This window comes from Hafnia sp. HMSC23F03 (assembly GCF_001816025.1).
In the GTDB taxonomy this organism is placed as follows: Bacteria; Pseudomonadota; Gammaproteobacteria; order Enterobacterales; family Enterobacteriaceae; genus Hafnia; species Hafnia paralvei.
Genome location: NZ_KV824191.1, coordinates 1 through 13,690, shown reverse-complemented (window position 1 = coordinate 13,690; position 13,690 = coordinate 1). Strand labels below are relative to the sequence as shown.

Genomic DNA, 13,690 nt, shown 5'->3' with positions numbered 1-13,690 from the left:
ATTTCAGTGTATTAGGCGTACGAAACCTTACACAATCCCCATGTAGATTTCAGTGCATTAGGCGCCCGAAACCTTCCACAGCTCTCTGTAGGTTTTAGTGCATTAGGCGCCCGAAACCTTACACAATTCCCATTCAGATTTCAGAGTTGTAACGCTATCTCCCCCACATTTTTTATCCCCCTCTTATGTTATTTTTATGTAAAATAACTGTGTTTTTCCTTCGATTTCAATTCTTAAAATAAAACTGGGAAGCATTATGAGCATCACTAGACGTGACTTTCTCAATGGGATGGCAATTACCATTGCAGCGGGGCTAACACCGTGGCAGGCACTACGTGCATCACCTCAGGCTTTAACCCAAAGTCTGTACTATCCGCCGACGCTAACGGGCTTACGCGGCAATCACCCAGGATCGTTTGAAGCCGCGCATCTCTTGGGGCGTGAAGGTAAACATTTCGATCCGAAAAGTGTTCCCGTCGAGGAACAGTTTGACTTGGTTGTTGTGGGGGCGGGAATTAGCGGCTTGGCGGCCGCCTGTTTTTGGCAGCAGTTACAGGGTAAAAATCAGCGCATTTTGTTGCTGGATAACCATGATGACTTCGGCGGTCATGCCAAGCGCAATGAATTTAACGTTGAAGGCAAAATGATTCTTGGCTACGGCGGCAGTGAGTCTTTTCAATCACCACGAACCAACTTCAGCCCTGTTGCGATGGGATTGCTGAAAACGCTTAACGTTGATATTGAGCAGATGGCGAAAGATTTCGATCAGAATTTCTACCCCGATCTCAAACTCAGCCGTGGCGTTTACTTCGATCGTAAAAACTTTGGTGTAGATAAGATTGTTAACGGCGATCCCGGACGTGCGGTCGCGGATGATATTGCGCCAGATCGTTTAAACGGGCGTGATATCACCGCGTTTATTAACGATTTCCCGCTGTCTGAATCCGATCGTAAAGCGCTGATTGCGCTGCATACCGAGCAGAAAGATTATCTGCCAGAACTGAACACCGATGAAAAAGTGGCGTGGTTAGATAGCCATAGCTACAGTCAATTCCTGCGGGAAAAAGTGGGTCTTAGTGAAATTGCGATCCGTTATTTCCAGCAAAGAACGAACGACTTCCAAGCGGTTGGCATTGATGCTACTTCATGTAGCGACGCTCGCATTTGTGCGTTGCCAGGTCTGGATGGAATGAATTTGCCTCCGCTTGACGCAGAGTCCTTGGCCGATTTGGATGAGCCTTATATTTTCCATTTCCCTGATGGCAATGCCGGTTTGGCGCGCTTGATGGTTCGTCATTTAATTCCTGCGGTCGCGCCGGGCGACAGTATGGAAAGCATCGTGTTGGCGAAATTTGATTACAGCCAACTCGATAAAAAAGACTCTCCGGTACGCCTGCGTCTGAATAGCACGGGTGTGCATGTCGCGAACGTTAGTGAGCAGGGGAAACAGGCCGTTGATGTGACCTATCTGACAGGAGATAAGCTGCATCGGGTACGCGCCGGTCAAGTTGTGATGGCGGGTTACAACATGATGATTCCTTATTTAGTACCGGAAATGCCTGAGAAACAGGCGGCAGCGCTGAAGGAAAACGTCAAATCGCCGCTGGTCTACTCCAAAGTGGTGATCCGCAACTGGCAGCCGTTTATGAAACTGGGCGTGCATGAAATTTATTCTCCTGCTGCGCCGTACAGCCGAGTCAAACTGGATTATCCCGTGAATATGGGAGGCTATGAACATCCGCGTGATCCTAATCAGCCGATTGGATTACACATGGTTTATGTGCCTACGCTGCCAGGCAGCGGCTTGAGCCCACGTGAGCAGTCGCGTAAAGGACGAGCCCTGTTGCTGGGCACGCCGTTCGAAGTCCATGAAAAAATGATCCGCGAGCAGCTACAAGGCATGTTTGGCGCCGCGGGCTTCGATCATCAACGTGATATTCAGGCCATTACGGTTAACCGGTGGTCACACGGCTATTCCTATTTCCTGAACGGTTTATTCGATGATGAAAAAGAAGCTGAGCAAATTATTCATACCGCACGCCAGCCGATAGGGCGCATCACCATCGCAAACTCGGATTCTGATTGGAGCCCGTATGCCAACTCCGCCGTCGATCAGGCTTGGAGAGCAGTGAACGAACTTACGGCGATGAATAAGGAGAACGTATGAAACCGTTAATGATGCTGACGCTGCTTGCGACAAGCGTAGAGGCTAATGCGATGTCGGCCGGTGAGTACGTGGCAAAAGCTGGCGACTGCACCGCTTGTCATACGTCTCCTCAGGGGCAGACGTTAGCCGGAGGCATGCGTTTTGCGACCCCTTTGGGTAATATTTATGCCACCAACATTACGCCAGATAAAACACACGGCATTGGCAACTATAGTTTTGAGGATTTTGATAAAGCGATGCGACAGGGGATCGCGAAAGATGGGCACCACCTTTACCCCGCGATGCCCTATACGTCATACGCCAAAATGACGCCTGAAGATATGCGTGCCCTGTACGATTATCTGATGACTGAAGTGAAACCACAGTCCGTGGAAAATCAGAAAAGCGATATTCCTTGGCCATTATCGATGCGTTGGCCGCTGGGCATTTGGAATTCACTCTTCCTGCAAGAGGGAGTTTATCAACCTCAGTCGGAAAAAGGCGATGAGTGGAATCGCGGAGCCTATTTGGTGCAAGGTGCAGGCCACTGTGGTGCATGCCATACTCCGCGCGGTTGGGCGATGCAAGAGCAGGGAATGGATCAGGCTGAGCTACGTTTCTTGAATGGCGCGGAGCTGGATGGCTGGTACGCGCCATCGTTGCGTGGTCTTAACGTCAGCAAAGACGATCTGGTGGCGTTGCTGAAAAGCGGGCGTAGCCGCCACGCTGCGCTAAGCGGCCCAATGGGTGACGTCGTGACGCACAGTTCACAATACCTCACCGATAGCGATCTTAATGGCATTGCGACTTACTTACTGAGTCTGGAAGCGTTGCCGAATGATGCCAAAGTGAAAGCACCGACGGCTGCGTCAATGCAGTCTGGCGCTCAAATCTATGCTCGCTATTGTTCAACCTGCCATAACGCCAAAGGCGAAGGCGTGGATTACACGATTCCGCGCTTAGCAGGCAATCTGACCGTTAATGCTGATAATCCACAAACGCTGATCCGTGTGGTGCTCGACGGCGCGCAAACGCCGGTTACCCAGCAACACATGTCATACGGCATGCCGGGTTACGGCTGGGCGCTGGACGATCGGCAGGCCGCGGATTTGATGAGCTATCTACGCAGTAGCTGGGGTAATAAAGCAGAACCGGTCACGGCTGAGCAGGTTGGAAAAGTACGCAAGGAACTTAGTAAGTAGCCTTTGAAGTCAAAGGGGATGGAGCCGTCGTATTAGGCTCCATCCATATCCGCGAATCTCAAACGACTCTCTAACCACCACCTGTGTATTGGTATACCTTGGGCAAAAAAACGTTGAAAATTTTAATGCTTAAATAGAGTTTTCTTCCCATCAGAACTAATTAACACTAAAGCATCATCCGTTTGTTCGATATATTTATATTTCGCCGGTACGAGAACATGACCTTTATAATCAATGAGGCCTTTAGCGCAAAAAATGGCACCTGATTTAAAGGCAGTGCATTTATCAAGATTGGAAACAAGGTAACCCCAATCAGAGACCTCAATAGTATATTTTATATTGATAATCATATTGCCAGCAGAATCCAGAGCGCCCCAGCGATCTTGATTATTAACGTTTAACGCAACGAGATATTGTGTGAGACCTACGGGTAAGCCATCATGTTCATCTACCTTTTTCGCATAAGAATATTTCCCAACATGTTGAGTGATAAACTTGGTGGAGTAATGGTTTTCTTTTATCTCAGGGAGTTGTCGCAATGAGTTAATCACGCGGAGATGATCCGCCAGCGTTCCTTCATTCTCATGGCTGTTATTAAAAGGATTGTAAGCTATCTGATAAATGAGTCCCTTGTCTTCAATGAAATAGTAACTGATATAGTTCAGTTTTTGAGCTGAATGTTCCATGATGAGAACATGCTCATCTTGATAGCCAACACGCCAGTTTAATTTTTCATCGTCGAGTTTATAATAGTTCTCTATTTCTCTCTTAAGATCAGAGATGTTTCCAGAGTGAACGGTGATCATATCTTTGAACTCAGGCATGAATTTAAAACCGCGTGTTCCATCGATTCCACTTGATTGTTTCTGTATGATATTTTCTATTGTGAGCTTGTTTTTTAACTCTTCCCTCAGTGTCTGTGCTAGCGCTTCTGAATCAAATAGCTTTCCGAATTTATCTTCGAATTGCTTTGGTGCCATACTTGCCGTTTTTAGAGTCAGTAACTCCCCCATGTCTTCTGCCGATAATGTTTTTATAATGGCATATTTTTTGGCTATTTCATCGAGAGTTGCATTTTTCATTCCTTCCGCGAAGGCAACGCAATATTCTTTTTCTTTTTTATCATAGGTAGTATATACCGCAGTGAGATTATTATTTTTATCATAATAGATAGCACCTTGTTTTTCTTGGAATACCACGGACTCAGGCATGAACGCGTCAGATTTTACGATTTTATTAATATCAAACGGGTTGGTTTCTGCTTTTATATATGCAGCTCTGATATCATCATGGTTACCGCGCACAATCCAAGCTGATGTTGCATCCTTATATTTATTAATAGTATTTTTATCAAGGAGCTTTTTAAGGAAGTAGGTATCACCTTCATCGAGAGTATAATCTATAGGAAGTTTAATGCTCATAGGTTTTTGAACGATTTTTTGCCCTATGAAATCACTAATGAATTTATTCTGTGCGATCTGCTGTTTGTCATGTTGATAATTGGCTTTTAGCTCGACGAGACTTTTTTTCTGCTGTTCTTCAATAGCAGTGATTTTTTCGTTTTTATTACGGGTGAAATCCAACGTTAAAACGCCCTTGCAATCGATGAGGAAACACATATCGTCTCTGGTGAGTGTCAACTTCCCATCATGGCCTACGCTAAAGTGGTAAGTGTTATTATTCAAGACTAATGTGTCTGTCGTTGTCTCTATCTTTGATTTTTCGCCTAACCAATCATAGAGGTATAAAGAACCCTCTGCATAATGTAAATAGAAGTCATCGCTTTTCTCTCTTATCTCATCTTCCATCCACTCTGCAAACTTTTCGGGGCTGAGTGGGCGGTCGTTATGATCTGTGAGTTTTACATCTTGGTTTTTAGCGGTGCTGATGTGAACATCACTGAAAGAATAATACCCTGTAGTAATGTTCTCTTTATGAGTCATTTTTGATATTAGTAATATCCCACAGGCTAATAATATGAGGATACCGCATCCTTTCAATAATTTTTTCTTATCCATAATATTTATCCTATTTAAGCCTTGTCTTTTCTGAGCAAGTGCTGCTAACAAATGTTTCTATCCCTTGATGGTTTTCATGTGTGGTTTTTTCGGCTGATTTTGACTCTGATGTTATGGTGAGCTGTAATTGTGTATCACTCATTTTAGCTAAATCTATCACTACATGGTTTGAACTATCAGGTTTATTGATAGTGATATCTTCTATCCTGTGGTCTGATGTATTCTCCATAATTATTGAGGTGTAATCTCCCATTGATGCTCTCTTGGCATCATTTTTATGGTTCACTTTTGTTACTGTCCCTTTTACCGTATTCTTATAGCTCGAGACTAACTCTGGCGTTATACAAATATGTGTTATACCAGCCTCACTTTTAACCATCCATTCACCTTGCTGGATATCTAATGCATATGAATAGTTTACGCTTACAAACATAAAGGATAGTATAATAGTTGATTTGATTAAGTGTTTCATGATTAACCCTTTTGATTAACAGATATAAAATGTAAAAATGATTGGTTATTAGTTGGTGTCATTTTTATTTATGGATTTTTTTTCTGTGTTTAATGTGATGACTTCTGATAGCTATCTTTGATGACTATAATCTTTCCTCTGTGTGATAGAAACAGTGAAGCCAAAAATATTATTACGTCTATTTTTCGCGGTTCTAATCCTTATGTTCACTATTCTCCTAGTGAATATGTTATCGATCTATACATTTAGCCAAGAGCAGGATGTTAGAAATGCTGATTGCGCCATTGTATTGGGAGCCGGGGTTAAAAATGGAGAGCCTTCACCTGTTTTTCAGGAAAGACTCAATCACTCGGTTTATTTATATCAGAAAGGCTATGTTGGGATTATTATTTTAACCGGTGGCTATAGCTCTGGGAGCCATATTTCCGATGCCAAAATTGCCAAGCGATATCTTTTAGCTAAAGGTATTCCTGAAATGAATATTTTTCTTGAAGAAAAATCGACAGTAACGCGAGAAAATCTGCGTTATGCCAAAGATCTGATGAATTTACACCAGCTTCATAACGCATTGATTATCAGCGATCCGCTGCATATGAAACGCGCTATTTTGATTGCAAAAGATAATGGTATTAAGGCATGGTCATCACCAACGCTAACCTCTTTGTATAAGAGTCAATATGCACGTTTCTCTTTTTTGGTTAGGGAGTCCATTTATTACTCTGGATATCTGATTCTACGTCTTTTTCAGTGATGGGCGTTGAAGAATAAAACTACACATTCTCTAGCTCCTTTTCCGCATACAAATAACCGACGCCCATAATCTGTTGCGGTCGGCTGAGCTGACCGAATCCTATACGTGTTGCGTTGGTCATATTAGGATCTGCGGGATCGAAAGGGTTGAATCCCGTTTGGCGCATGATTGCGTTGAGCCAGCGATCGCCAAAGGCGCAGCTACGACCGTAAAAATAGATCCGGTTGATATTCAGTATATTGAGAAAGTTATACAGGCTCAGACCTATTGCGCTCGCGGCGTTATCGACCCACGCTTGAACCTGAAGATCCCCCTGTTGATATCGCTCAATCAAATGTTTACTACTCAGCGAATCCCAATCGGTTTGGATATTGCTTTGTTGAGTATTGCTTTGGTGAATATTGTTTTGGTGAATATCGCTTTGCGGCTGAGATTTCAGCCAAATACGGGCACGCTTTTTAAGCGCGGAAAGTGAGGCTACCGTTTCCAAGCAGCCATAACGACCACAATCGCATGCCACCCCGTCAGGATTGACAATGGTGTGTCCAATCTGCCCGCTGCCATATAGGCTGCCACGGTAAATTTGTTGGTTGATGACGAAGGACGAACCAATCCCGTAATCCACGTTGATGACGCAGAAATCCTGCGGATTGTCGGCGTTTTGCCATTTCTCAGCCAGCGCCAACATCACGCAGTCATTGTCTAACAGCACACGGGTTTTTAGCTTCTCTTCTAGCAGGTATTTCATTTCGATGTGCTCTTTCCACGGCGCCTGCGGCATATTTTGCGAAACGCCGGTCACGGGATCGACTTGTCCATGAATGGCTAGCGCGAGCTGAATGGTGCGCTGCGGATGAAGCTTTCGCTGTTGGTAATAAACCTGCTCGATGGCGGCTAATAAGGCTTGTGGATGAGGGGCTGAAAGAGCCGCAAATTGATATTCGCCCAGAGGCAAAATTTGGCTGTTGACCAGTTGGCTCTCAATACAGTTTGGCGTCACGTTCATGCAGAGAATCAGCGAATTATTGATGGGAATTTGGTAACAACCGCCGCTGAGACCGCGACTGCTGAGCATGCGATCGGAGTGCTCGATTTTGCCATCGTCCATCAGCTCTTCAAGAATTTTGCCGATTGCAGGGATCGACAGGCCGGTCTGCTGCGCCAGCATCGACTTACTCGCATGTTTATAACGGTAAATAAGCGCCAGTAGTATCCGTTTGTTAAGGTGACGTACCCGCTGATTATTCAGTCCAAGATCAAACATTTCACTTAACTCCGTTAACTGTATTGCGTGAGCTTTCATCACAACGGAAACAAACGTCTCCCATACACTGCCAACATACCTCAGTTCACTGTCATTTTTTTACTGGAGACGCAGAAATGTACGGCGACGTCAAAGTTTGGCAAGAAAGTGTGACTTTACCGACCTATCGCATCGGCGCGGAAGATCCTAACCCGATGTTTTTAGAGAAGCGTGTCTATCAAGGCTCTTCTGGCGCGGTTTATCCCTATGGCGTAATCGATACCTTAACCGGCGAGTGCGAGGATCGTGAATACCAAGCGGTATGGCTGGAGAATGATTTTATTCGGGTGATGCTATTGCCCGAGCTGGGAGGACGAATTCATCGTGCATACGACAAGGTAATGCAGCGTGATTTTGTCTATTACAACGAGGTGATTAAACCGGCTCTAGTGGGGCTCGTTGGGCCGTGGATTTCCGGTGGCATTGAGTTTAATTGGCCGCAGCATCATCGCCCAACCACGTTTATGCCGGTCGATGTGACTTTTAGCCATCAGGATGACGGCAGTAAAACCGTTTGGTTAGGTGAAGTGGAGCCGATGCGCGGTTTGCAGGTCATGACCGGTTTTAGGCTGTACCCGCAAAAAGCGCTGATCGAGATTACCGGCAAAGTTTTTAACGGCAACCCCACGCCTCGCCACTTCTTGTGGTGGGCGAACCCCGCAGTGAAAGGAGGAGACGATCATCAAAGCGTATTCCCACCGGATGTGACGGCTGTTTATGACCACGGTAAGCGTGACGTTTCTGCCTTCCCAATGGCGACCGGAACCTATTACAAGGTGGATTACTCGGCTGGTGTCGATATCTCTCGCTACAAGAATATCCCAGTACCAACGTCGTATATGGCGGATAAATCAGATTATGACTTTGTGGGTGCTTACCATCACGGCGAACAGGGAGGCTTACTGCATATTGCCGATCACCATGTTTCTCCGGGGAAAAAGCAGTGGACGTGGGGCAACTGTGATTTTGGTTTAGCGTGGGATCGCAACTTAACCGATCACAACGGACCTTATATTGAGTTAATGACCGGCGTATTCACCGACAACCAACCAGATTTTACTTGGCTTGCACCTTATGAAGAGAAAGTCTTCGTACAGAACTTCCTGCCGTACAGCCGGTTGGGAACTCTGCAGAATGCGAATACGCAGGCGGCAATCAAACTGGAACGTCGTCACGGCGAGATACAGCTTGGGCTCTACGCCATAGCACCGCTTGATAACGTCATGCTTGTCGTCAGTACCGACGATAAAGAGACTTTCCGCGAGTCACTGACGCTCTCTCCTGCACAATCGTGGTTACACGCGTTGCCGGACCACTCTTCGACACGTCTAACGCTTTCTCTGCTGGATAGCGATGGCCGCGAGATTATCAGTTATTTAGAGCATGTCCCTGAAGAAATGCCGCTACCGCAGGCGGCTAGTGCTCCGCAAAAACCACAAGAACTCACTAACACCGATGAGCTGTATTTCATCGGCCAGCATCTGGAGCAGTATCTGCACGCGAGTCGCTCAGCCTTTGATTATTACCAACGAGCCTTGGAAATAGATCCTCAGGACTATCGCTGTAATGTCGCGTTAGCGACGCTGGAGTTTAACCGCGCCAACTTTGAACAGGCCGAATTTTATGCCGACGCCGCGTTACAGCGCGCTCAACGTTGGAATAAAAATCCCCAATGCGGTCAGGCGAGCATGTTACGCGGTTCTGCCCGTGAAAAGCTGGGCCGTGAAACGCAGGCCTACGATGATTACTTTAAGGCGACATGGAGCGGCAACTGTCGCGACGCCGCATTTTATGCCTTGTCGCGCTTAGCACTGCGTAAAGGGGAGTCAGAACAGGCGCTGGCATTTGTTAATCAGAGCCTGATTTTCAACGGGGCAAACAATCTGGCAATGGGGCTAAAGGCACTCATTTTACAGCGCTTAGGACAGAACGAGCAGGCCAAGGAATATGTCGCGGCGCAGCTTGTACAGTATCCGCTTAGCTACGCTTTGCTGTATATGCAGTCGTTACTGAACAATAGCGCTGATGCATTCAAAACTATCGCGGGAGCGAGAGGAATAAATGCCTGTGTATTAGCCGGCTGGCTGATGAGTTTGGGATGTGAAAACGATGCGTTAGCGTTGTTGGATTTGTTGGATAACCAAGAATCTTTACCGCTGCTTTACCGTGCTGCGCTGACACCAGATACCCAGGATCGTAGCCAGTATTTACAGCAGGCTCGCGATAATTTTGGCCTAAAAGTCAGATTCCCTAACACGTTGGATGAGGTCGCCATTCTGCAACGCCTCCCACAAGACGGCTTTGCTCAATATTTGCTGGGATGCTTCTTCTACAGCAAGCGCCGTTACGATCAGGCGGAGTCTTGCTGGCTATTTGCGCTACAGCAGATGCCAAACTTTGCTGCGCTGCATCGCGTATTAGGGATTTATGCCTTCAATAAACAAGATGATGCCGAAGGGGCTACTCGTTATTTCCAGCGAGCACTGGATCTTGAACCCGAAAATCCTCGCCTGCTTTTTGAATTCGGTTATCTGCAAAAACTGATGGCGGTGCCGACCGAGCAGCGTTTGCGTTTGCTGGATGAGCGCCGTGACGTGGCACTTAAGCGTGACGATCTCACCGCAGAACTGCTTAGCCTTTATCACATCCATAACAAAACTGACGCCGCGGCAGAGATCCTTTGGCGTCGTCAGTTCCACCCTTGGGAAGGCGGTGAGGGCAAAGTTACCGGGCAATTTTTAATTAATCATCAGCGTCGAGCTTTGGCGTTGATGAAAGAGCGCCGCTTCGCCGAGGCGTATGACGTTTTGCACCAGTCACTCAGCTACCCAGCCAATCTTGGGGAAGGGCGTTTGGTTGGGCAAAGCGATAACGACATCTGGTACTTACTGGCGGTTTGCGCCGAACAGATGCAAGACACAGAGCAAATGCAGTCAGCTTTACAGCGTGCATTACAAGGGGGATCGGTTCTTAGCGAGGGCCGTTATTACAACGATCAACCGGTAGATTATCTGTTTTATCAGGCAATGGCGGCTGTGCGTCTGGGGGAAAAGGCTCAGGCCCAGCAGCAATTCCAATCCATGGTTGATTGGGCAAATCAGCACCGCAACGATGCCTCCGAACCAGATTTCTTTGCCGTCTCGCTGCCCGATCTGATTGTGCTAGATGCTTCAGCACAGGAACAACATATCCAACATTGCCTGTGGGTTGAGGCATTAGGGTATTTAGGCTTGGGCGATGAAGCGAGCTTTGTACGTATTACCGATCGGTTGCTTGAGCGTAATCCGGCTCACGATAAGGCGCATTTATTGCGTTTGGCGCTACAGACCGGTGTTTTTAATCGCTAAGCCATAACAGGCCACCGTGGTGGCCTATTTTCTAATGACTGCGTAAGCCTGTTCCCTACAAGATAACGATAAGGTGAAAAAATGAAAAACACGCAGAACCATCTCAATATGTCTTATGTCTGGATGATATGTTTGGTTGCCGCCTGTGGTGGGCTCCTGTTCGGCTATGACTGGGTAGTGATTGGCGGTGCAAAACCGTTTTACGAAGCCTATTTTGGCATTACGGATCCCGCCCAATCAGGGTGGGCGATGAGTTCGGCATTAGCCGGTTGTGTCTTTGGCGCACTGATTTCAGGCTGGTGTGCCGATCGTTTTGGTCGCAAGCTGCCGCTGATTATCTCTGCGGTTTTGTTTTCAGCTTCAGCATGGGGAACCGCAGTTGCGACGGATTTCGACTGGTTCGTGTTTTATCGCATCGTTGGCGGTGTTGGCATTGGCTTAGCCTCTGCGCTGAGCCCGATGTATATCGCCGAAGTTAGCCCTGCGGAAAAACGCGGGAAATTTGTGGCGATTAACCAACTCACGATTGTGATCGGCGTTCTTGCCGCACAGCTGGTAAACCTGATGATTGCAGAGCCGGTTGCCAGCTCGGCAACCATGCAAGATATTCTGCAAAGTTGGAATGGGCAAGCTGGCTGGCGTTGGATGTTTGGCGCAGAGTTGGTTCCCGCGGTTTTGTTCTTATTGCTGATGTTCTTAGTGCCTGAATCCCCGCGTTGGCTGGCAAAAGCGGGTAAACAGGATAAAGCCGAGCGCATGTTACGCCGAATTGGCAGCGTTGAATATGCACGGGCAACGCTCACCGATATTCGCGCAACGCTAGGGGCTAATACGCAAAAGGTCGCGGCGAGCGAATTGCTCAATCCACGAGTTAGGCCGATCATTTTGATTGGGATCGTGCTGGCCGTTTTCCAGCAGTGGTGCGGGATCAACGTGATCTTCAACTATGCGCAGGAGATCTTCGCTTCGGCCGGTTTTGATATTAACAGCACGTTGAAATCGATAGTGGCGACAGGCCTTATCAACCTGATTTTTACCATCATTGCGTTGCCGCTGGTGGACAAGCTGGGACGGCGTAAATTGATGTTACTCGGTGCTTCAGGGCTAACCGTGATTTATGTTCTGATTGCCGGCGCTTATGCTTTGGGCATCATGGGGCTACCTGTACTGTTGCTGGTTTTAGCCGCCATTGCTATTTATGCACTGACGCTTGCGCCTGTTACTTGGGTTCTACTGTCTGAGATTTTCCCTAATCGCGTGCGCGGCATGGCGATGTCAGTAGGGACGCTGGCGCTTTGGATTGCCTGTTTCTTACTTACCTATACTTTCCCTCTGTTAAACGCCAGCTTAGGGGCTGCCGGAAGCTTCTTGCTGTATGGCATCATTTGCGCGCTTGGATTCGTGTTCGTATTGCGTAATGTGCCTGAAACCAAAGGCGTCACGCTTGAAGCTTTGGAGCGTCAATTAGCTGGGAGTACGAAACCCGCAGAGCACAATGTGAAGCAAGCATAATGGATATTTATACTTTAGAGACTTCACGGTTTAGGCTGCGGGTAACACCGCAGTCGGCGGCGATTTTAAGCTTTGACGATCTCGACGGCGGCCGGGAAATTCTACGTGCCTACCAAGAAAATACCGGATGGCATCCGGGAGAGAGCGCGCTGTTTCCTATGCTGCCGCTGGCTAATCGAGTGCGAGATAATCGCTTTCGCTTAGGTGAGAGAGAAATTTGTCTGCCGGATAGCTCATTGGATCCGATGTTTTTCCTACATGGCGACGGTTGGCTGCAACGCTGGCAGTTACAGGATCTCAGCGTAAATCACATCGCGTTAGGGCTACGGGTACAGCATGAATGTGGCTTTGACTATTCGGCTCTGCTGGTTTACCGGCTAAGTGACGAGGGGCTGACAGCCCAGTTGACGCTGCGGCATTGTGGTACAGAACCCATGCTGTATGGATTGGGATTTCATCCATTCTTTGTGAAAACGTCTCAGACGCAGATACAGTTTTCTTCCTCGGGGTATTGGCCTGAAGGTGAAAAACACTTGCCTCTATCGTGGCAGGGAAACACGCCTACAGACATTGATTTCTCTTATGCCAAAGTGCCTGACAACGAGTGGATGAACCACGGCTATTCTGGCTGGAACGGCGTCGCTCATTTAGTTACGCCTCACCAACCAACGGTGACCTTACGTAGTTCAGTGCCGTACCTTATGCTGTTTCAAATGCCCAATGAGTCATTTATTTGCCTCGAACCTCAAAGCCACCCAGTCGATGCCCACAATATGGAAGGGCAACCGGGTTTGGTGTTGTTAGGAAAAGGGGAGTGTATGGAGTTGGTTATGGGGATAGAAGTTTTGTACGCCTAAGGCACTAAAACCTGCATGAGAACTGTGTAAGGTTTCGGACGCTTAAGCACCGAAATTTACATGAGAACTGTGTAGGGTTTCG

General features: G+C 47.3%; 9 protein-coding genes. 6 read left to right on the top strand and 3 right to left on the bottom strand.

All coding sequences use genetic code 11. From position 1 onward, the window contains the following. Positions 1 to 256 precede the first annotated feature (256 nt). The gene (locus HMPREF3091_RS02925) at positions 257 to 2,167 is read left to right on the top strand and encodes an NAD(P)-binding protein (RefSeq protein WP_070714142.1); all 1,911 of its coding nucleotides are present in this window, start codon (positions 257 to 259) and stop codon (positions 2,165 to 2,167) included. Then, complete coding sequence (locus HMPREF3091_RS02920) at positions 2,164 to 3,348, top strand: c-type cytochrome (protein WP_070714139.1); 1,185 nt, start codon at positions 2,164 to 2,166, stop codon at positions 3,346 to 3,348. The genes HMPREF3091_RS02925 and HMPREF3091_RS02920 overlap by 4 nt, the downstream gene beginning before the upstream one ends. Before the next feature lie 122 nt (positions 3,349 to 3,470). On the opposite strand, the gene HMPREF3091_RS02915 is transcribed toward HMPREF3091_RS02920, so the two are convergent. Together HMPREF3091_RS02915 and HMPREF3091_RS02910 are read right to left on the bottom strand one after the other, a co-directional pair. After that, positions 3,471 to 5,366 carry a WG repeat-containing protein gene (locus tag HMPREF3091_RS02915; RefSeq protein WP_070714134.1) on the bottom strand — a complete coding sequence of 632 codons (1,896 nt, stop codon included), beginning with the start codon at positions 5,364 to 5,366 and terminating at the stop codon, positions 3,471 to 3,473. Positions 5,367 to 5,376: 10 nt separating this feature from the next. Next, positions 5,377 to 5,838, bottom strand: a complete 462-nt coding sequence (locus tag HMPREF3091_RS02910; protein ID WP_070714132.1) for a hypothetical protein — start codon at positions 5,836 to 5,838, stop codon at positions 5,377 to 5,379. Positions 5,839 to 6,040: 202 nt separating this feature from the next. Between HMPREF3091_RS02910 and HMPREF3091_RS02905 the strand changes: the two genes are divergently transcribed. After that, a complete protein-coding gene (locus HMPREF3091_RS02905) occupies positions 6,041 to 6,589 on the top strand; it encodes a YdcF family protein (RefSeq protein WP_083321348.1) in 549 nt (182 codons plus the stop codon). 19 nt (positions 6,590 to 6,608) lie between these two features. Here the strand turns inward: HMPREF3091_RS02905 and HMPREF3091_RS02900 are convergent, their stop codons facing one another. Further along, a complete protein-coding gene (locus HMPREF3091_RS02900; protein WP_070714126.1) occupies positions 6,609 to 7,853 on the bottom strand; it encodes an ROK family protein in 1,245 nt (414 codons plus the stop codon). Between the two features lie 116 nt (positions 7,854 to 7,969). Here HMPREF3091_RS02900 and HMPREF3091_RS02895 point away from each other — a divergent pair, with 116 nt between their 5' ends. The 3 genes from HMPREF3091_RS02895 to HMPREF3091_RS02885 all read left to right on the top strand — a co-directional run bounded on the left by HMPREF3091_RS02895 (position 7,970) and on the right by HMPREF3091_RS02885 (position 13,608). Then, complete coding sequence (locus HMPREF3091_RS02895; RefSeq protein WP_070714123.1) at positions 7,970 to 11,239, top strand: DUF5107 domain-containing protein; 3,270 nt, start codon at positions 7,970 to 7,972, stop codon at positions 11,237 to 11,239. A gap of 81 nt (positions 11,240 to 11,320) precedes the next feature. Continuing rightward, on the top strand, positions 11,321 to 12,751 hold the full coding sequence (locus HMPREF3091_RS02890) for a sugar porter family MFS transporter (protein ID WP_004092209.1): 1,431 nt from the start codon (positions 11,321 to 11,323) through the stop codon (positions 12,749 to 12,751). Beyond that, on the top strand, positions 12,751 to 13,608 hold the full coding sequence (locus HMPREF3091_RS02885) for an aldose 1-epimerase (RefSeq protein ID WP_070714120.1): 858 nt from the start codon (positions 12,751 to 12,753) through the stop codon (positions 13,606 to 13,608). Before HMPREF3091_RS02890 ends, HMPREF3091_RS02885 begins: the two co-directional genes overlap by 1 nt. Positions 13,609 to 13,690: the final 82 nt, after the last annotated feature.